23 protein-coding genes and 1 pseudogene are annotated in these 20,466 nt (G+C 34.7%); 5 read left to right on the plus strand and 19 right to left on the minus strand.

Annotated elements, in window-relative coordinates:
• Window positions 1-16: 16 nt before the first annotated feature.
• The gene (locus ACFXN8_RS05135) at window positions 17-583 is read right to left on the minus strand and encodes an ArsR family transcriptional regulator (RefSeq protein WP_386843325.1); all 567 of its coding nucleotides are present in this window, start codon (window positions 581-583) and stop codon (window positions 17-19) included.
• A gap of 64 nt (window positions 584-647) precedes the next feature.
• A complete protein-coding gene (locus ACFXN8_RS05140) occupies window positions 648-1,493 on the minus strand; it encodes a hypothetical protein (protein WP_386843327.1) in 846 nt (281 codons plus the stop codon).
• Window positions 1,494-2,080: 587 nt separating this feature from the next.
• On the opposite strand from ACFXN8_RS05140, the gene ACFXN8_RS05145 reads away from it, so the two are divergent.
• Together ACFXN8_RS05145 and ACFXN8_RS05150 are read left to right on the plus strand one after the other, a co-directional pair.
• Complete coding sequence (locus tag ACFXN8_RS05145) at window positions 2,081-2,230, plus strand: site-specific integrase (RefSeq protein ID WP_386843329.1); 150 nt, start codon at window positions 2,081-2,083, stop codon at window positions 2,228-2,230.
• Complete coding sequence (locus tag ACFXN8_RS05150; protein WP_386843331.1) at window positions 2,227-2,643, plus strand: tyrosine-type recombinase/integrase; 417 nt, start codon at window positions 2,227-2,229, stop codon at window positions 2,641-2,643. The genes ACFXN8_RS05145 and ACFXN8_RS05150 overlap by 4 nt, the downstream gene beginning before the upstream one ends.
• A gap of 88 nt (window positions 2,644-2,731) precedes the next feature.
• Here the strand turns inward: ACFXN8_RS05150 and ACFXN8_RS05155 are convergent.
• From ACFXN8_RS05155 to ACFXN8_RS05185, 7 genes and pseudogenes are all read right to left on the minus strand, one after another.
• Window positions 2,732-3,664 (minus strand): annotated as a pseudogene (locus ACFXN8_RS05155) (IS30 family transposase).
• A 333-nt stretch (window positions 3,665-3,997) separates the two neighbouring features.
• On the minus strand, window positions 3,998-4,156 hold the full coding sequence (locus ACFXN8_RS05160; RefSeq protein ID WP_386843333.1) for a hypothetical protein: 159 nt from the start codon (window positions 4,154-4,156) through the stop codon (window positions 3,998-4,000).
• Window positions 4,157-4,207: 51 nt separating this feature from the next.
• Window positions 4,208-4,384, minus strand: coding sequence for a hypothetical protein (locus tag ACFXN8_RS05165; RefSeq protein WP_386843335.1), 177 nt, complete (start codon window positions 4,382-4,384; stop codon window positions 4,208-4,210).
• A 13-nt stretch (window positions 4,385-4,397) separates the two neighbouring features.
• On the minus strand, window positions 4,398-5,042 hold the full coding sequence (locus tag ACFXN8_RS05170; RefSeq protein WP_386843337.1) for a helix-turn-helix domain-containing protein: 645 nt from the start codon (window positions 5,040-5,042) through the stop codon (window positions 4,398-4,400).
• Window positions 5,012-5,275, minus strand: coding sequence for a hypothetical protein (locus ACFXN8_RS05175; protein ID WP_386843339.1), 264 nt, complete (start codon window positions 5,273-5,275; stop codon window positions 5,012-5,014). Before ACFXN8_RS05175 ends, ACFXN8_RS05170 begins: the two co-directional genes overlap by 31 nt.
• A gap of 65 nt (window positions 5,276-5,340) precedes the next feature.
• Window positions 5,341-5,544 (minus strand): hypothetical protein, encoded by a 204-nt coding sequence (locus ACFXN8_RS05180; RefSeq protein WP_386843340.1) that lies wholly within the window; start codon window positions 5,542-5,544, stop codon window positions 5,341-5,343.
• 68 nt (window positions 5,545-5,612) lie between these two features.
• On the minus strand, window positions 5,613-5,891 hold the full coding sequence (locus tag ACFXN8_RS05185) for a hypothetical protein (protein WP_386843342.1): 279 nt from the start codon (window positions 5,889-5,891) through the stop codon (window positions 5,613-5,615).
• A gap of 170 nt (window positions 5,892-6,061) precedes the next feature.
• On the opposite strand from ACFXN8_RS05185, the gene ACFXN8_RS05190 reads away from it, so the two are divergent.
• The 3 genes from ACFXN8_RS05190 (at window position 6,062) to ACFXN8_RS05200 (ending at window position 7,597) form a co-directional block, all read left to right on the plus strand.
• Window positions 6,062-6,304 (plus strand): helix-turn-helix domain-containing protein, encoded by a 243-nt coding sequence (locus ACFXN8_RS05190; RefSeq protein ID WP_386843344.1) that lies wholly within the window; start codon window positions 6,062-6,064, stop codon window positions 6,302-6,304.
• 76 nt (window positions 6,305-6,380) lie between these two features.
• Window positions 6,381-6,884, plus strand: coding sequence for a hypothetical protein (locus ACFXN8_RS05195; protein WP_386843346.1), 504 nt, complete (start codon window positions 6,381-6,383; stop codon window positions 6,882-6,884).
• 461 nt (window positions 6,885-7,345) lie between these two features.
• On the plus strand, window positions 7,346-7,597 hold the full coding sequence (locus ACFXN8_RS05200; protein ID WP_053595405.1) for a helix-turn-helix transcriptional regulator: 252 nt from the start codon (window positions 7,346-7,348) through the stop codon (window positions 7,595-7,597).
• Between the two features lie 383 nt (window positions 7,598-7,980).
• Here the strand turns inward: ACFXN8_RS05200 and ACFXN8_RS05205 are convergent, their stop codons facing one another.
• The 10 genes from ACFXN8_RS05205 to ACFXN8_RS05250 all read right to left on the minus strand — a co-directional run bounded on the left by ACFXN8_RS05205 (window position 7,981) and on the right by ACFXN8_RS05250 (window position 20,343).
• Entirely contained in the window at window positions 7,981-8,319 is a 339-nt protein-coding gene (locus ACFXN8_RS05205; RefSeq protein WP_386843348.1) for a hypothetical protein, read from the minus strand.
• A gap of 577 nt (window positions 8,320-8,896) precedes the next feature.
• The gene (locus tag ACFXN8_RS05210) at window positions 8,897-9,523 is read right to left on the minus strand and encodes a hypothetical protein (RefSeq protein WP_386843350.1); all 627 of its coding nucleotides are present in this window, start codon (window positions 9,521-9,523) and stop codon (window positions 8,897-8,899) included.
• A 191-nt stretch (window positions 9,524-9,714) separates the two neighbouring features.
• Window positions 9,715-10,518, minus strand: a complete 804-nt coding sequence (locus ACFXN8_RS05215; RefSeq protein ID WP_386843352.1) for a GH25 family lysozyme — start codon at window positions 10,516-10,518, stop codon at window positions 9,715-9,717.
• On the minus strand, window positions 10,519-10,779 hold the full coding sequence (locus ACFXN8_RS05220) for a phage holin (RefSeq protein WP_386843354.1): 261 nt from the start codon (window positions 10,777-10,779) through the stop codon (window positions 10,519-10,521).
• Window positions 10,769-11,068 carry a hypothetical protein gene (locus tag ACFXN8_RS05225; RefSeq protein ID WP_386843356.1) on the minus strand — a complete coding sequence of 100 codons (300 nt, stop codon included), beginning with the start codon at window positions 11,066-11,068 and terminating at the stop codon, window positions 10,769-10,771. The genes ACFXN8_RS05220 and ACFXN8_RS05225 overlap by 11 nt, the downstream gene beginning before the upstream one ends.
• Window positions 11,069-11,155: 87 nt before the next feature.
• The gene (locus ACFXN8_RS05230) at window positions 11,156-12,493 is read right to left on the minus strand and encodes a polysaccharide deacetylase family protein (protein ID WP_386843358.1); all 1,338 of its coding nucleotides are present in this window, start codon (window positions 12,491-12,493) and stop codon (window positions 11,156-11,158) included.
• A gap of 4 nt (window positions 12,494-12,497) precedes the next feature.
• Window positions 12,498-13,676, minus strand: a complete 1,179-nt coding sequence (locus tag ACFXN8_RS05235) for a GLUG motif-containing protein (RefSeq protein WP_386843360.1) — start codon at window positions 13,674-13,676, stop codon at window positions 12,498-12,500.
• The gene (locus ACFXN8_RS05240) at window positions 13,666-15,975 is read right to left on the minus strand and encodes a hypothetical protein (protein ID WP_386843362.1); all 2,310 of its coding nucleotides are present in this window, start codon (window positions 15,973-15,975) and stop codon (window positions 13,666-13,668) included. Before ACFXN8_RS05240 ends, ACFXN8_RS05235 begins: the two co-directional genes overlap by 11 nt.
• Window positions 15,972-16,427: a distal tail protein Dit gene (locus tag ACFXN8_RS05245; RefSeq protein WP_386843364.1), complete on the minus strand. Its 456-nt coding sequence runs from the start codon at window positions 16,425-16,427 to the stop codon at window positions 15,972-15,974. Before ACFXN8_RS05245 ends, ACFXN8_RS05240 begins: the two co-directional genes overlap by 4 nt.
• The gene (locus tag ACFXN8_RS05250) at window positions 16,366-20,343 is read right to left on the minus strand and encodes a tape measure protein (RefSeq protein ID WP_386843366.1); all 3,978 of its coding nucleotides are present in this window, start codon (window positions 20,341-20,343) and stop codon (window positions 16,366-16,368) included. Before ACFXN8_RS05250 ends, ACFXN8_RS05245 begins: the two co-directional genes overlap by 62 nt.
• Between the last annotated feature and the right edge of the window lie 123 nt (window positions 20,344-20,466).

The raw sequence follows: 20,466 nt of genomic DNA on the forward strand, positions 1-20,466 counted from the left end.
AAGGAAGTTTCCTTCCCTAAAAAATACTTTTATATACAAATTGTCTTCCACCCTCTATTAAAGGTTCCTCAACTCGTTTAACTAATCTTTGCTTGTAGAGTGAATTTAGATGTGTACTAATTAAATTTGGTTGTTTGTTTAGTAAATCAGCTATATCTCTAGCAGTAGTCATTTTTAGTAAGTATACCTGGTCTAAAATTTTACTATGCGTGTCAGAAATATCACCGATAAAGTTCGCTTTTCCATTGGCGTCTTTTTCAACAATCGCTAATTTTGTGCCGTGTAAAGTTGTTTCAATATTATAAGCATGCTCATGATCCTGATTATTAAGATTGATAAAATAAAGATATTTATCTTTTTCATATTCACATAAATGCTTAATTACTTTACTAACCAATTCATCTACTCCAGAGCTATTTATAGCTTGAACATCCTTAAAATCATAGTAAAAAACTGTATTGGTATCTGCATGTGAAATTATTTTAATAATTTCCTCTTTAATTGGTACTACTTTTATTCTACTAATAAGGTACTTATTACTTATTAACTCCGGACAAAGTGATACCGCATTAATAATAATCACCCCTTTGATTTCAATTCTAAATTTGAAAACGTTAAGTTAACCTTATTATACTTTTCAATAATTGTCAAGCTACTTCTATACAAAAATCGTAGTAAGTACCTGGATACGTTGATGTCGTTTTAAAAATATGAATATCTCGACTTAAAATATCGTATATATTATTACCTGTCTTCAATAACAGCCTAGTACTTTTAAAACTATCAGCAAAAGAATTTATTCGCATATTATTCAATCCCATACCACCGGAAGATTCTCTTGTACTTTCGTTTACCATAAAAGCCTTTCTTAAAATCTCGTGTTGAGCAACGGAGGAATTTGCCTTAGTTTTAAATTTTTGTATAATACCAACTCCATCATCGGCAATGCCTATACGAATTTTATTAGAAGTCTTATATAATTGAATTGTTACATACCCATTCCCCTCACTATGATGAAGAATGTTTGTACCTAGTTCCGTTGTAATGTTCATTATATTATTAGCAATTTTTTTTGATAAATTATTTTGAGTAAATATTTTAAAAATAGAGTCTGTCATACATTCAACATCCTCTTCTGTTTTTAATGGTAAAATTTCCAATAAAATTGAGCTTGTATCATTTCTATTCCTTAACTCGAATTCCTCTATATGATAATCTCTTAATATATTTGGAGGTAAGTTTTTGAAAAAATTTAACCTTTCAAGATATGATACATTCTGGCAGCCGTTTAGATCTAAATGTACATCCATAAATTTATTTAAATTTTGTATAGCAAGTACCAAGCTCACCATTCCTAATGGAGTTATAAAAGTTAAGTTTGAAGCATTAATTTTTATATTTTTATATTTTTTATCAATTGCTGCATATACTTGCTGATTGAAACTATCAATACTAGCAATTGAGCTTACTATATTCGGCAATAATATTTCCAAGCTCTTAGCCCCCCAAATGAGATAGTGATACCATCATAACAGTCAATAGTTCAATTCAACAAACATTAAGTAATGAAATTCAAAAAAATACAATTTTTGTGTTTATATCTTGGAAAATTAATAAAAAAATCTCTAATCTCTTTATGAACCGAATTCTGAATGATCGACAATCTAGTTGAAATAATTAGAAATCCCTCGATTTTGCAATGAAATCCCCCTTGCTTTGAAATAGTTCTATCTTTAAGCGAAATTTATGTATCAATGATAATTAAAAAAAGGTAATTTAGAAAACGGTGGATTGCTTTATAACATTAGCAGTGGATACAAGATCATTTTAATACATTGTAAGGCTGGCATGTAAATCAGTGGGCTAAGAAGCTAAAGCGGTTTCGCATGGTAAAATCATATGCTGCGAAAGTTCTTGCTTATGCGATTAAACATAGCTACATTGATAAAAATCCTTTTGCATTGGTTGAGATACCTAAAAGCGCAAGCAAATCATTTTAGATGAAGAAGAATTTGAAAACTTCTACGAAAGAGAACATTTAATAAAACTGCTTGAAACCTTTAAACAGGAAAATAATTTAATGGTTTATACAATATTTCATGTACTAAGCTATTCGGGTATGCGTAAAGGCGAGATATTAGCACTGATGTGGAATGATATCAACTTTGAACGAAATGAAATTCGTATTAACAAACAATTTCACGCGGTAAGGAATGCAAACTGTACTTGAAAACAACTAAAAATGATGTAGTGCGAACAATTAAAATGGATGAAACATCAATGTCTTTACTATCCATGTGGAAGTTACAGCAACGTAAGATTTATTTAGCAAAAGGCATTAATACTTCTAATAAAAAACAACTCGTATTCAGCAATAAATATAACCGCTTCATCCAACCTGTTCAAACACAAAAGTGGCTTAATAAAATAATTGAAAAATACAAACTTCAACCTATTACTACACATGGTTTACGACATACACATTGTTCTCTATTGTTTGAAGCGGGTGCAAGTATTAAAGGAGTACAAGAACAATTGGGACATACAGATGTCAAAACAACAATGGACATTTACACACATGTGACCAAGAAAACCAAAACTAGCACCATTGAAAAGTTTGATACATATATCAATTCACGCTAATTCTTTGACCCAATTTTGACCTAGTTTGACCCAAAAAATGACCCAAAAACGTTTGAAATCAGTTGAAAGTTTTTGAAATGATGATTTGTCAAATTAAGTGCAACAATTGCTCATTAAAAGCCTCGTTTGCAATTTTCCAACCAAGACATTTTCTTGGTCGGTTGTTGATTTAGTTTAATGATTCTGTTAGTTCTTCTGGTGATACTTCTTCGAAATTTGTTTGCTTAGGGAAGAACTCGCGAAGTAATCCATTTCCATTTTCGTTACTTCCGCGTTGCCAAGAAGAATAGGCGTCCGCAAAATAAACATCAATTTTCAAGTCTTTTTCTAACACTTTATAGCAGCTAAATTCTTTACCTCTGTCTGTTGTGGCTGTTTTTATAGTGCCTTTTGGTAATTTAGTATGAAGAAGACGTACTGCTTTTTCCATTGATTGAGCTGAGCGATCCGGTATCAAAAAGCCAATATACCACCGTGTCATTCGTTCAATAAATGTTGCTACACAACCTTTTGCTTTCCCACGTCCAGATACAACTGTATCTAACTCCCAATGTCCAAAGGTTTCACGTTTACGTACTTCTTTTGGGCGTTTAGAAATTGGTGTGCCAATGTTAAATCTTCCTCTTGTTTCGCGGGGCTTTTGGCGCTTTCCTTTTTGACGGAGAACGGTTATAGGCACTTCTAAAAGACCATCGTAAATCCAGCGATAGTTGGTTTTAAAACTCAGCTGACCTTGATACAAGCGGCCGACAATTTGTTCAGGCGACCAAGTATCCCGCAACTTTTCTTGAACAGCTTCTTTTACTTCTGGCGTACATTTTGACTTGGCACCACAGTTGGATTTATTTTGGTGGTAACGTACTTGCGCTTCGTCAGCCGTACTACCGGCGTGGCGTTTTATTTCTCTGGAAATCGTAGAAGGTTGACGATTTAAGAGTTTCGCTATTTTACGAATCGGATAATCAAGTTCCAGGTATGTTATTTTTACACGTTCTGATATGGTAAGATGGGTATAGCTCATAACGATTCCTCCGTTTGAATGTTGGTGTGGTAACTACATTCTACACGAGGTCGTTATGGGCTTCCTTTATATTGACTTCTGGGTGTTGCACTTAATCTTACAATCCGTCAAATAAAAAAAGCGCCAAACCCTTGATATATCAAGGAATTTGACACTTTTTGAAACTATATTGTTTCCAATGTATGGAGACGGCGGGAGTCACTACACACCGTTAAACCGTATTTACATAGTTACGATAAACCGTTATATATCAAGGTTTTATTCATTTTCTTGTGAATAAAATTACGATGGCAAGTAATGTTGTAAAACATATTTTGTACTTTTTTTGTACTTTTATTTGTACTGAAAACCAAATGTTATTAACACGAAAATAAGTAAAACCATTGTTGAAATAAAATACTTTAAATACCATTCCCGAAGACCTTCTTCTTCCTCATATCCTTGTGGCATAAAGAAAAAATTATCAACGATTTTATAGATGCATTTTATCATAATATATCCCCCTCATACATCCAATGCAATTGCTCTTGTTGTTCCATGTATTTAAAATGAGTCATCTTCTATCTCCAACCTTTCTAATGCTTCTCTTGCTGTATCACCAGCATCATGTTCAACTACAGAATCCATATATTCATCAGAGTTGTAGCTGTATTCACATAAATAATTTCTTTCATCCGCATAGAATCTTAATGCTTCAATCAATGCTTCTAATTTATCCATACTTATTCCCCTTTCACCATTCAAGCCAGTTTTCTAGATTTGGTCTACTACTTATTGATTGTGGAAGGCTATCCTTTTCATCTAACCAATTATAGAAAGGCACCGGACGCTCTCTATGCGATTTGTCCTCCGCAGTTAATGATTTAATCGACTTATTTTTCAAACGCTCAACAGCCCTACTATAAGCCCCTACAAATATTGCTCTTAATGTACTAGCAATTGTTAATGTACCGTTCGCAATATCACGGATAATGTTAGCTAAAACATCTTTAGCGTTCACAAAATCACGTATATCGTTCATTTCTGTGGCTAATATGCATTTATGCAGTTGGTCTTTTAAATCGTCACGTATAGGCAACGAGTGCATGAAATCGAACAACATTACTTGGTACTCATTCATCCATTTCTTACAAGCTTCTTTTTCAGCGTGAGCGTAATTATATATATCTTGTAAATTGCTTGTTTTTAAATGATTAAAAGAATTAGATGGTTGGTTTTCTGAAAAAGTCTCAGAAACCGTGTCATCACTAATGTCTTGCGCTGTCTCTCGTTGGGACACGCTCGATGGGACAAAAGGTAAAACACGATAAATACTAGCCCCTTTAATGCCGTTCAATTTAGTAGATGCTACCTTTTCAATGATGCCAAACTCAACCAATTTCTTAACGCTACGGTAATCTTTGTACTGATTTCTAATGCCTCAGCAATTGTGGCAGCTTTTAAATGACAAGCCCCAGGATGTTCCAAAGCGTGACTAGCAAGCTTGAAAACGATGGCACGTTCTGATTCTGTTAAGTCGTAATAGTGAGCCACCATGTGGTTCTCCACACTCTTATCCATATCTGCTACTGATTCAAATGTTTTGTAAGTTGCTAAATATTCAAATGCCATCGTTCTCACCTCGCTTTCAATTCACGAACAATCCGGATCTTTAAATGTTAGTTTTGTTCGTTATTTCATTTTTGTTCATGAAACTTTTGTTCTACAGCTGATAATTTTTCGTTTATGATTCCTAGTAGCATATTTGCAAAATCGACAACTTCACTGGATTCATTGTGTTTGATAGTGCCTTTCAAGTGACCCTTTACGGTAGACAATACAAGTACTTGCTCGAATAAATATCTTGATCGTTCTTGCTCGAGCTTGAAATAATTGTTCATGGTTATCCTCCTTTTTGTTATTTAAAAACTCAATTGAGAGCACTTAATGAATGCTCCCTATTCAGTTTTCAAATTGTTTGAGAATCAAACCAATCTAGTGCTTTATGGCACTCAACAATTATTTTGTTAGCTTCGTATGCCCTTCTTTGATAGAAGCTATATTCAAAAATCAACTCCCTGAATTCTTCTAAAGTTATATGTCCTGCTCCATACTTTCGAAAAGCTACAATAGCTGAAGGCTTTAACTGTTCAGCTTTATGTGCATATTCTCGTTCCAAATCAATGTTTAAATTTAATGCCCCTACCCAATATTTTTTTGTGTGTAGTTTATACATAACACCACTCATTCCAATTCCACCCTTCGTTTCTAAATTTCAAAACACGTAAATTAAATACGTATCATATAACTAATTTACATAATAAATAAAACAAAAAGATATGTCAATTACAAATTGCGTAATTAATTAATTTGATTTATAATTGTGTTATGAAATACATATAAAAAGGGGTGAATTGTTTGGCGCAAAAAGAATTAAAATTACGCTTACGTGTACTTCTTGCAGAGCGTGATTGGGAACAAAAAGATTTAGTGGAACGTACAAATTTAACAAATCGTGCAGTTAGCGAAATGGTAAATGGTAAACAAAAAAGCTATCCAAAGGCGTCACTTAACGAACTAATAAACGCTTTCGGGATAACCGACATGAACGATTTATTTAAAATTGTGGAAGTAGAAGATAATGAAGAAACAGATAACTAATTTGGTTGTCTGTTTTTTTGTATGTACATCGAAGGTACAATTCCCTAAAATAGTAATAATAAGGGGGTTCTATAGAATGAAAAAATTAATATACTTAATAACACTTTTAGCTCTATTACTCGTAGCATGTGAAAAAGATGAAAAAAGTTTTAACTTCACTGTTGATGAATACGAGACTGCTTTAAAAAACATCATTAATGAAAATAAAGGTAATTCATTCATTGAAATGAAAGGTAAGGAGATAAAAGACGGCAAATATCAAATTGAATTAACCAGTGGGATTCTTGTAATTATAACTCCTGATAAAGACAGTAAAGTAAAAAATGTTAGCGTTGGGGCAACTTCAAATGCATTAATGGTTCAAAATAAAGAAGTGCAAATAGCATTTAAAGCTTTACTTAAAAGTGTAGATGACACACTAAGTACAACTCAACAATTAGCTATATTTGATAAATTAAAAATAACAGGAAATAGCGATATGCTTGATCGTACAGAAGTCTACTCACTTAACGATATTATGTATACATTTAAGGGGAGTATCGAGAGGGATGCTATCATATTGCAAGCTAAACCAAATTAAGTCACTCAAACGAGTGGCTTTTTTTATTGAAAATTTTTAACAAAACAGTAAAATAAATCATTTATATCTATTTACTTAAGTATGTAGTTATGTTATAATAAGAGTATAGAAAGGGGGTAAGGAAAATGGAAATTGAAAGAGTAGTAGCACTAACAGCGTTCATCAACTTAATAATCACACTGATTAACTTACAGATAGTGATTAAGAACAACAAAAAAGACACTACTTCAAAGAAGTAGCGCCCAACAAAAGTTTTAAAAAAGAAGGTTAAGGCTGACCCCCTTAACCTTCTACCCTAACTATAGAACATTTTAAATTGAGATACAAACAAAAACATCAAGAAAGAAGGTGTATCATATGATGATTTTAACTTCAATTCTCATAGTTGCAGCACTAGTAGTTATTGGTATAACAGTTGTTATAATGAGAAGAAAATAATAAATGCTAGGTGGTATAATCCAATGTCGAAAAACTACTCTTTCAATAGCAAAGAAGATTTTATTAAATTAGTTCAAACTGAAATCTTAACATCATCAGAAGTGTTGGAGGAATTGCAAATTTCTAGGCAATCATTAAATTCACTTGTAAAGCGTGGAAAGTTAGTTCCTATCAAAGAGTTACCAAGAGATAGAATGTTTTTACGCGAAGATGTGGAAGCTAGAAAAGAAGCAGCAAAAGAATTGCATGCTAAATACAGACCATATGACGAATAAACACAAAAAGCCCAGGTACTCACCTTTTATGATGAGCACCTGGTCATTTTTATTTTTGATATGCATTAAATTAGTGTTTGGATCCATTTTCGTGACCATACCTGTGTCTGGTTCATATTTTTATAGATGGTGAATACTTTATTTTTATTTTCTTCCTGTGCTTCAGATAATGTGTATGCCATTTCTTCTAAATCAAATCCATCATGGTCTGGTGCTTTGGCTCTTTCTTTTTTGTTGGTGTTTTTGTTTTACTAGCCATGTTATCCCTCTTAGTCAGAACGTTTGTTTGCGCAATAAACAGAACTAATGTTCTGTTTTTGGTAATAAAAAAATAGCCACTTAGGCATGTTTATTGTTTATCGAATATTATTGATTACATGGTTTCATCTTAAATTATCATTTGAAACCAACTCTTTTCCTTCGGTATATAGTAAATGGCTTATCCCAAGATAGATTTTCTTTAGGGCATTTTTACGAATAACATAAATCATTTGCTGACTATAACTCATCTCTTTTGCGACTTTAACTATAGTCCATCCTTTTAAGTATCTAAAATTAATATAGTTAACTTCTTTTTCTGGCATAATATTTAACAACTCACTAATACATATGGCTATTTTTTGATCTTTGGTTAAAGTCCCGGCTTTTTCTTTATTTATATAAGGATACATTTTCAGATATTCTTCTACTATTTTATCGAGTTCGCGGTCGTTCTTTTTCATTTCATTTGCCCCTTTGCCTAGTTTCATTTGCCCATTAGTTATTTACTTTATTATTAGCTTATGTTATCCCTAGTTCTTATTCTTTTTACCTTTAAGTCGTTAATAATAGTCTTGTAAAAACCAATGTATTCCATAACAACTCTTATACAAAAACATATGTTCTCTTTATTCTTTTTACTATACTATAAACGCGCATTATATTACAATAAATAACAAAGTTGGTTATTATATAAGATGAAATGAGATTCACTAAATAAATTTTTGAGGTGAAACATGGAGTTTGAAAATGTTATGTATATATATTTATTAGTTCTAGGGCTTATTCTTGCTTTAAAATCAATTCTACCTATTATTTTTAAACAAAAAAAACGACTTATTAATTTATTTTCGAATTTGGGCATACTCTTGTTATTAAACATTTTTGTTTTCGTTATGAGAGATACTTTGTTTACCGATTTTAGTTTAATAGATTTAGGAGTAGTATTAATTTTGCTTGCATGCTATATCATCTTTTTTTACCAACTTTATAACTATTTAAAAAAAGCACATGTTTAACATGTGCTTTTAATTATCTCACTTAACGTTTAAAAGTTAAGTATTTTGCAGTAGTAACTTTATCTTTATACACTGCTCCATTTTTCGCTTTATATGAAATTGTTGTCTTAACTCCATCAGCAACAGGCTGGATTTTTGTAGTAATCTTATCTCCCTCTTTAGGTGTTGGAAATGGTTCATACTTAGTGTCATGTACCCACACACCTCTTATTGTTGCACCTAACGAAATAACTGTAGCAGTAAGAGATACAACTAAAAAGTTCGCAAAACCTAATGTTGCAAAAGCTGCTGCTGTAATTGTAGCTTCTTTTTTCCATTTTTTAATATCTTCTGCAGTGAACTCATGTGTAGCTGAAGATCCTTTTGCTAAATGGACTTTACAGTAAGCTGTGTCGTAAGTATAACCTTTATTCGCCTTAATATGAACTTTATATTCACCAAAATATGGAGTTTCGACTGTGAGAGAATCTTTTGCAGTCTTTTCACTATAATCTTTTGAAAAAATAATTTTTCCATCTCCTGGTCGAAATACTTGAATGGAGCCACCGTAACCAATACCACCACTTTTACTCCAAGAAATTTTTAAACTTTTCGTCCCTGTTTTAGATACCTTTAAACCGAAATCTGTATTACCATCATTTTTTGCCATTAATAATTCCTCCTTTATTGTTTTATTGGAACATCTTAATCATAATTTTTTTTCAGCATCTACAACTCCGAAAAATATACAAAATTATTCCATTATTTATCTATCAAAACTCTATTTTATATATTTGATTTTTAAAACTGATATAAATGGAAAATGACCAAGATGGCATATAGCTATCTTGGTCTTTGTTGTTAGTTACTGCGCTGTTCAATGATAAGTTTCAAACCTTCATAATCACCATTTGTCATAGTTCCACTATCGAATTTATCTAGCCATGACTTATCAATCAGCTTTTTATCTACCGTTTGTTTAATGTGGTCACGTACTGCTGCTTGTGTTGTCTCATTTGAAAATTGCATTTTATCATCATCCTTTTCAATTGGTTTATTGTCTTCCTCATTTTTGTTGGTGAACCAAGATAATGTCTTATTGCCGTTTAGTTGGTTTAAATCCACAGTGCCTTTGATACCAGCAACTGCCCCCTTCTCCGTGAACTGCCATAAGTCACAAGCGTACTTAGGCTTTAATCCGGGAGCACTAGTTGTACTATATCGTGGGATCCATAGGAAGTCATAGTTAGTTACTTTGTTCATTCCGTATGGTTCATAGAAGTGATGACCTGTGTACAAACCAACCTTAACACCCTTACCTTTCAGGTAGTCAATGAATGCTTGTGTTCCTTGAATAATATCTTGCACCTTTGCTCCGAAGCTCTCTTCAACATCGACAACGTAAAATAAAGGGTTATGCACTTTAGCCCGTTCGTAGAAATCTTTCGCTTGCGCTAGTGCTTGCATCTTGTTTGTGAAGGTAACATAAATATATACACCGAAAGGCACGTTGTATTTTTTACATCCGTCAATGTTTTGAACGTATTTACGATCAATAGTACTTGTCCCATATTGAGTGCGAATAATAGCCAAATCAACTTCTTTGCTTACTTTAGCCCAATCAATATCTCCTTGATGATGAGATATATCAATAATTTTACCCATTCAATTCTCATCCTTTCTTGGAGTACCATAATTCAATGCTTGTGAGCTGTCGGATGCACCTTCAGTTGTTGGGTCAATTATAATACCAAGCAAACCTAAAATGCTTAAAATCGTCTCAGAAATAGCTGTAACTTGGCCGTTATAAATCGTAATATCGACATTAAAAATGCCCGCTATTTGATTAGCGAGCACTAGTAGTAATGCAATTAAGGACACCCAAAATTGTTTATGTCGAATACGTACTTTCCAGTTAATTTTCATGAATGATTCCCTCCACTTTATCCACTCTTTTATGAGCTTGCTTAGTTGATTCCTCCACACGAATAATTCGCTCTGACAAGTCTGTTACACGCATTTCCTGTGCCTTTATATCAATTCGGATAGATTCTACACCTGAATTAATATTGTCTAATTTCGTGCGTATAACAGCTGAATCTGATGCATCACTTCTAACGTCTTTATCACGATTACGATTATAAGATAATACACCTATAACGGCACCTATTACAGTACATAAAATTCCTATTAACGCTACTGTTTGACTGTCCATAATCTCACTCCTTTATTTTTGCATAATAAAAGCCCACCACAGTGTGGAGGACATAAAAAATAACGCTAAGCTCCGCTCGCGTTCCTATTAAAACATATTTGCATACTCACTCCATGACAGTACATTTAGTTCTTCCTGCTTTGAATATAGATAATCAAGCATGTTTTTAAACTTTTCTGTTGGATAATTCATTTCATCTTTATTTACATCTTCTACTTTGTGAAGTAGGAAAATCACTGTTGCACCCGTTTCTATTACATAATCAATCGCATTTCTAAATGTGATTTCTTCTACATTGTTATATAGAATGACCGTTTTAAGCAGATGTGGTTGAATTGGTGGAAGAATTTCATATTCTTCTCTTATTGACCTCCCTAATTTATAGTTTTTCATGACCTCTAAAACGTCATTATTATAACCGCCATAAGGATACGCTACAAAATCAGCAGTTCTGGAAAATCCATTGGATATTAACCATTCCCTACAAACGTCCAATTCTGCCTGAATACGATTTATTGACAATGTTGATAAATCTTGATGTGTAACAGTGTGATTAAACAAATCCCACCCATAATTATATAACTCTCTTAATTGTGCTAAATTCATATATCCCGTTGTACCTACTGAACCGCTAATAACACCGACTGATCCAACGAATCCTCTAGCCAACATGAGGGGAAAAGCGTTCGTATATTGAGAAATAAAACCATCATCAAAGTGAAGCAATACATTTCCTTTTGATTTTCTGTTGGTGTAGATTCCATCAAATACGACAAATGTATGATCGCCAGTAACACTAATTTGTAATGTTGTAATCGTATTATTAAGACTTTCATTACCCACAACATTCAATTTAGAAAGAGGTATCATGACCTCATTCCATCCACTAATCACTTTCCATTTTGTCGTTTTCCAAGATAGATAGCTGGCCATATTATCAACTGAAGATAATCTCAATTCAATATTAGAAAGCTTGTTCACATCTTCTACGTAGAAACGTATCATCATTGTTTTGGTTTTTGATAAGTTAAATTGTACTGATCTTAGTCTACTCGCTGATGTAGTATTGGCATCATTTGTAGTTACTTTGACAGACGACTGTCCAACTTTAACATGTTCTGTATCTTGTGAAACTACTCCATACCACAATTGCCATCTTGAGAAATCTGTCATTAATCTTCCCAAGTTAATGGTTTCTTTAAACTGCTGATTTCCCGATGTAATAGCTGAAAATCCACCCTTTTCATCATCCCAATATTGCGGTATAACTGCGCCAACTGCATCACGAATCAGCTTCTTTTTTGTAAAATCAACACCTTCACCACCTGGTATTATAAAAGTTTGCTTCACATCATCCCAATACTGACTAGGTATAGGGCTTCCCAATGCATCACGGATTAACTTTTCTTGATTAAATTTTTTCATATTATCACCTTCTATAGTTTGTTAATGGCATCCGTTTGCATTTTATTTGTGTAATCTTTAATTTAAATCGAGGATAGTCTCTACCTTCATCTATTGTCCATACCGTATCAAAATCCCATCCATCAAATGTTGATTGTGTTTGCATTTCTGTAGTTGTACGTGCTTCGGTGTGAGTTTCTGTTACTTGCTTCCAGAAATTTGACCATACTTCACCTGTTATAGGTTGTGCCCTATAATAAGGTTTTGGCCACCATGAAGGAGGACCTGTACTATTCCATTCAGGCTCCCAATAATCACGATCTTTATTGTATTGTGATTTGTAATTTCCATATAATTTATTATCTGTACCTCTTATAAACATTTCTTCAACATAATTTAAATCGCTAGACCACCCCCGCATAGTAACACCCAACGATACATCACAATAACAGGAAATTATTTCAGCACCGTAATTTTCGGCAAAAACATACAACTGTTTCCTACTGCGTGACGAATAGTTATAAATCTCTACACATGTATAACAATTCTCAACATTACCACTATATAGAACGTAAGCAAATGTACCAGCCTTTATATACTTATCATCTGGCTTATCTTCATCTTGTACGCCACTAATTTTCCCTGTAACATAACAATCTTTTATAACAGCATTGGAATAGCAAACAAGCCCTCCCGCCAATCCTGCTGTTATATCAACATTAGCAGAACACCTATTTATTATTGTCCCTGTACCAGCTGAACTTATCAGGCCGCCTGTACTACTGTGTACATTTGTGGATTCCATTTTGCCTGTTACATGGCAATTGGTAATTGTACAATCGTTTGTTTGTGATACTAAAATAGCTATCCAGTTATATATCGTGTTAGTAATATACCCATTATCAATCGTGATATTTAAAAGTGTTGCTCCTATTGCTGAACTGATAAAAGCTGGACCCTCAATATCTTTAGTGATTGTTAAATTACTTATCGTATATCCGCCACCATTATAGGTACCACAAAAAGCTTTACCTTGATTATCACCTATTGGTAACCATTCAACACCTGATAAATCAATATCTGCCACTTGTTTATAATAATACTTAGGGTTTTCATTATTTTTATTCCTCACATTGATAAGGTCTTGTACAGTTTTAATTAAAAATGGGTCATCTTTTGTACCAGTTCCACCACTAAACATCATCCCCCTCTCCTTCTTCTTCTTCTTCTTCTGTTCCCTCTTGACACATGGCTTGTACACTTATATCTACATTTCCGCTTTCCAAGCCTATCAAATTAATTTTAACGCCTATATATTTATCTTCTGCATCTTTAATTAATTCCCATAGTGCTGCTATTGGCTCTGCTTGCTCTACCTGGCCAATCCCCGTAGTCACACTAATCACTTCATCATAGGAAGTTGTAAAAAGAAATTCAGCCCCTTCACTATCTGCTGATACAGTTTCTGACTCTAAATAATACGTTGGTCCAAGTAAACCTGGGTCAACAACCTCATCATTTTGTGCTGTAAATCTAATAGCATACCAAGCTTGCCTGTGCTTTGATGAGTCAAATTCTGATGGTGGTTTTTCAAGAATGCTAATAACAATGTACATCACATTTTTGCGTGGGAAAGTCCAGTCCTTTATACCCTCGTATGATCTGTTAGTTCTTATACCTTTACTGCTGTAAGTACGTATACCAACATAATAAGAACGATATTTTCTTAATAACTTCAAGCGTAATCCATTATGTTCGAGTAATGCTTTATAAAATATTTCTGCTTGAATAGCATTTAATGAAGGACTAGCAGGTACTAACACGCCATTTAATTGTAAACAATTCACTTCTCCAATACGTAACTCGTAAAGAGGTTCAAATGGTATCTTTTCGAAAGCAACTCCATACATCACATTCTTATGAACAGTTGGATCAAATTGTGAATTTGGAACTTCTGAAATAGTAATTAATAAGTATTCTGCACCATCACGCGGTAGTTTCCAATTGAGCAACTGATCCCTTATCGTTTCGTAATCGTACACAAATGGAACACCATCGGATCCGAACGTCACAATATTTATTTTATAATTACTAAATTCAGGCCTTAATGATAATTTAATACCACCGTACTCTTGCATCAGGTGATAGTTTAACTTGACAGAAAAATCATCAAGCTCTATATTTTCCCCTTCTGTGTCAATTAACAAGCTACTGTTGCCTAACATGTTGTTCTTACCAATTTTAAATTCACGTAACGGGGCAATATAAACTTTATTGAATTTCACTGCATAATCTCTTACTTTGTGAATCTCTGGATTAAGTTGTTCGAGAGGCACTTCACTTATGGTAATACTGATTGCTTGCATTTTTGGTTTTGGAAATGTCCAGTTACTCATGGCGTCAGCTATTTTCTCAAGTTTGTATTCTTCAAATTGATTGTCCTCATACCACTCACTAATGTACACGTGGTACTTGCTGTATTGGGGCTTAACCTTTAAAGACATACCTTTTAGTTCACCTTGGATATAATAATCAATAGAGGTAGATATATTGTCAGGTAAGATATCTTCCTCGCCAAGTTCGATTCCATCAAGAGCCATACAATTGATCTTGCCCATTTGCCAGCTCTGCAAAAAGTAATTTAAAGTAGGGTCTTCTTTCTCTTCATATTCCTTATCTTCATTCATGATATTCACAATATCACGTATAACTTGCCCTACATCCAACTTCGGTACTTCTTTAAATAAAGGATTATAACGTTTACCTACGATACGTTCCGTTGCATCAATGGCTAAATCTGTATCAATCATGCGAACGGTATCCCCTAACTCAGCTGAAGCAATTTCTTGCTGTTGAGAGCCAGACATTTTACTAAAATCGATAATGTCTACTTCATGTGCATATTCAAACAAAAAATTTTCATCCAAATCAATTTTTTGTGTCATCGATTGAATGTTTTTCCCAACCTCTAGCTTAAGGTTTTTATTGGCACCACGTCTGTTATGAATCGTAATGACAAACTTGTTATATTCAACTTCTAACCCATTTTGGCGTGCAAATTCATTAATGCGACTCCTGCCACCTTTAGCGCTTGGCCTATAGTAATAATAACCACCTGTTAAATCAATAATCTTAAATCCGTTCATTCCCCAGCATTGCGAAATGATATTCCGTGGTGAACCCTCATAAAACTCTTCTTCATCTTCTGCTACAAAGGGCGCTTCCGATGGATTATTTAATACATAACTTACATGCTCAAGCATCAGCTTAATTGCTTTACTTCGATCCCGCTGCTTGTCTACCCCCGCAATAATAAAATAATCCCCATCCATTTCCACTAAATTAGGGTAGCGTAAAAAGGAGGGGAATATATTTTCAGCCATTTGTATGTCAGCAGTGTATTGGTCATTGATGACTTCATAAATCTCTGCATTAATAACATTTTCAAGCGTACCGATAAGCGATAGATTGCTATGATTTAAAACTTTAATATCGTAGCTCATACAGCCACCATATCAGGTGAACAACGGAACGTTGCCCAAAATAACCCGTCATTCACGATACGCTCAAAATCTTCACTAGAAATAAACTTGGCCATGTATGCCCACTTTGAATCTTCATCAAAAATTAATCGCTCTTTCTGTGATGATTTAAAATAACCACGTAAAGCCCGACAAGCATCATAATAAGTTTGACCTGGCAACGGTGTAAGTAGGAATTGTATGCGAATTTCAATATCACTTTCACTATCATCAGCCACTACTACACTGCCACTAACCTTCGGTAATTTAATAAACGAATCACTAAATTCACCAAAAAGGGGCCTTTCGGTGTCCATAACCTCAAGCCCCAATTGTGAACAGTGTATTCCTTTAAATGTGATGTCACACATACTATTTCCCCTTTCGATCACGTTGCTGCTGCTCATAAATTTGACGTGTAATTTTCTTAACATCAGCTTCTTCGCGAATAATAAATTGTGCGCCTTCTAACATGCGTTCATAATTATTGTGAATTACTTGTGGTTCTTGTCGTCCTCCACCTGCTGCATCAAATATTGCTTTACCAATTGCACCTAACACTCGCTCATTAAGAGGTAAAATGGCTTCTGGACCTGCTTCTCCTACCCCATGCAATGCATTTCCTGTATTAAACAACGTTGGCTTATTAAATACGCCACCTTTTGCATGCCATTGAATATCGATTTTAGGAAGCCCTTCACCGAACCAATCTAATGGATTGATAGAGCCCTTAATACTAAATTTAGGCTTCTTGAGCTTTGGCCAATTAAAGTCGAATTTAAAGAATCCCTTTATAGCATCTATTGCTTTTTTAACAGCATCCTTTGCTTTGTTTATTGGTGTCTTAATGGCCGAATAAATAGAATCCCATTTTTCTTTGACCTTCCCAAGCAAATCACCGAATGAAAAGAATCCTTTAATTTTGTCGACAACAGTCTTGGCTATATCAGAAATCTTTGACCAGATATTCGAAAAGAAGTTGGAGACACCCGTAAAAATTTCAACTGTCTTACGTTTTATTGTATCCCAGTTTTCAACGATCGTTTTTACCAATATGCCAACTGGTCCCGTAACGACAACAAGGATGGTTTTCCAGTTTTCCTTCAGGAAGTCGACTATAGCACCACCAGCTTTTTTAAAAACGCCAACAATAAAATCCCATAAATCTGTGAAGAATTCAGCTATAGAATCCCAGTTTTCAATAATTAACGGAACGGCTATGGTTAACGCTGTGACCGCAATACCAATTGGTCCTGTTAAAGCACCAAAAGCAACTCTTAAAGCTGGCAAGACTTTAGAGGCTAGATTAGCAATGACCGGAATGAGTTTACCTAAAATTGAAGCAAAGCCAGCACCACCCTTTCCACCACCAAATAAGGTGGTTATGGTGTATACTGCTGGACTGAGTGCGGTAAATGCACCTACTAATGTGCCAATAGCACCGACAACACCAACAATAATCGATGCTAAAGTGGAATGTTCTTTTGCGAAACTAGCAATACCCGACACTACTTCAGTAATAACACCAAGCAACGGATCAAGTCCTTCTTTTACATCTGATATGGCTTGTTTTAATGAAACCATCGGATCTGTGTCTAATTCATTCGCCATTTTGTTAATTTCTGCTTGACCTTCAGCAACAGTAATCTGTCCATTAGCTACATCATCTAGCACACTAACAATTGCATCGCCCTGGTCTTCCCACATAGTCCCGAAAATTTCAACGCCAATCGTTTCACGTAAAGTAGCATCTTCTATTGTTGATAACCATGTTGCCATCTCGGAGAAAGCTTTTGAACCTTCTTCGCCACCTTTAGCAATCGCTTTTCCCCATCCCTCTAACTGAGAGAATAAGGCTTGTACAGCAGCACTGTCAGGAGGGTCTTTCGCTATCGCTAACTTTTCGGCATTCATAGCTTTAAATGAATCTAATTCTGCTTTGTGCGCTTCTCTTACAGCATCCATTTCATCACTTAATCTCTCATTAAGTGCTTCTTTACGATTAGTATGTTCCTCTTGAATTACCGATAATTTCGCCTGATTCACTTCTCGTAACGCATCAATCTGTGCCTTATTAGATTCACTAAGTCCCTTTAATTCCTCTTGTTTGCGTTGTTGAAAAGCTTCTTTTTGAGTGTTATGCCGTTCTTGTAAGGCTGCTTTTTCAGCTGCCTGCATTTCTTTTAATGCATTTTTCCGCTCATCAAATCCACTTTTTAACGATTCTTTTTCGTTTGCAATTTGCTCCGAAAGTTGTTCTTTTCGAGTTTCAGTCTCTGTTTTAAGCGCTTCTTTTTTAGAATCCGATGCTTCTTTTACTGAATCCTTTTGGCCTTTTAAAACTTCAATTTGTTCTTTGCGATCTTCTCTGATTTTTTCAAGACGTAACTGTTCTTCAAAATTGCGTAATTCTCGCATTGCATTTTGGCGATCAGCGTTCGTTTTCGCATTATTTACACGTAAGTTTAGTTCAGCACGTTTCTGTGCGTTCTCTTGTTTCTTAATGGCTTTATCTTCAGCTTCAGTTTTAGCATTTAATGAATCTATTTTATTGTCTAAGGCTTTTAACTGATTATATTTTTCTTCATCAATGAGCTTCATACGCTCTTTGTATTCTTTATCTATGAGCTTTATTTTTGCTTGAGAGTTTTTCTCAAAAATTTTCAGCTCTTCTTGTTGTGCCTTTTCTAATTGTCGTAACTGTTCTTGCTGATTTTTAGTTAATGCCTCAGTTTCAGCAGTTAATCTTTTTTCCAATGCTTTTTGTTGCTGTTCATAGCTTTTAACCGTCGCATCATAACTAGCACTTAATTTTTTTTCGAGTGCTTTCTGTTGCTGATCATAACTCTTAGATACAGCTTCATACTCTTTTTGTAGCAGTTTATCTAAAGCTTTTTGTTGTTGAGCATGCCCCTTGGAGATGGCCTTCTCTCGATTACTTAACGATTTGGATAAGGCATCTTCTTGCTTAGAAAAGTTAGATTCCATTGCGGAAAGTTGTTCATCTGACATTTTTTGCGTATCCCCAACAACATCGCGAATAGCGTCCTTCATGGACTCTTTCAATCCGTTGCCCATTTCAACAGCGCGAATACGTCCTTCTTTCAAGCCATCTAACAAGTTATCGATATTCCAGCTTTTTTCTTGAGCAGCTCTCGCTAAGATGGTTTCAATCTCCTTAGCATTGTAGCCCGCTCGTTTCAGCTGTCCGCCATATTCGCTGATAATATCAAGTTGTTCAGGAGGGAAACCGATTTTCAATAAACGACTAATTAAGTTGGTTGCTTCGATATTGGATATACCCAGCGCCTTGCCAACTTCATTCGTTTCTTGAATCAGTTCAGTAAAATCGATCCCACTATATGCTCGGGTAATGACAGCTGCACCATTTACAACTTCTTGATTAGCCTCATCTGTAGCATCTTTATTTAAAGCCCATTGCCTACGAACTCCTTCGAGTGAGGCTTCTCCATCAACACCGTACGCTTCTACATCTCGCACAGCCTGTCTAACGGTTTCTCTTGATGATTCAGGTACATCAAAGGAAATCTTAATAGATGTATCCAAACTAGAGCTTTCTAATGCTGTTGATACTGCTGTGCTTACTCCAATAGCCGCAGTCGCTGCACCTGCCATAGACTTTAAACTATCCGCAAGACCATTCACTTCTTGTTCGGCTTCATTTGCTTCTTGTCCCAATCGAGCTAAATCTTGTCGAACTTGTTCAACAGAAGAACCGCTGTCTAACGATCGAATGGATGCTCGCAACTCTGTTATATCACGACCTGCATTTAATGATGAGCGTGCGATTTTATCGAATGCAGTATCTAATTGTTTTGCACTGGCAGAACCATTTTGGATTGCTCTTGTTAAATCTCGCCCCAATAAATCAGAAAAATCACCAACCGATTGGCCAGTGACTGAAAATAAATTTTGTAATTGTCGTAAAGACTCCGTTTGATCAGCCTGAGCTTGCTTAGCACGTTGTAATGCTTGTTCTGTTCCTGTTATGGCATTGGCTGCTTGTTGTTCAGCAATTTGATTACGTTTGAGCTGTTCCTCAAGTTTTTTTGCTTCCTCTGAGTTTTCGCCCCATAAATTTTTTGCACGTGCTAAAGTTGCTGTGGTTTCTTCTGTTTTACGCTTTGCCACTTCATAAATTTGTTGTAAACCACTCATTTTCGTTTCTAATTTTTCAGTCTCAGAAGCATTGTGTTTCATCTGTTCTTGTTGGAGCTTCATCTCTTGACGTAATGATGTTGTTTCTTTGTTCATTTCCGTCATTGATTTATTAAATTCTTGGTTAAATGCCTTGAATGTTATTTTGACTTCGTTGTTATTGTTAGCCATATACTCACTCTCCTATCAGGCTATTACTCCACCCATCAAACGCCAGTTTATTCGCATAAATACGCTCTACTGTTGCTATTGGACCATGCCAAAAGGTTTCGGGGTCGATGCCTGCTATTAATA

This window comes from Lysinibacillus sp. NPDC059133 (assembly GCF_042755925.1).
Classification (GTDB): domain Bacteria; phylum Bacillota; class Bacilli; order Bacillales_A; family Planococcaceae; genus Lysinibacillus.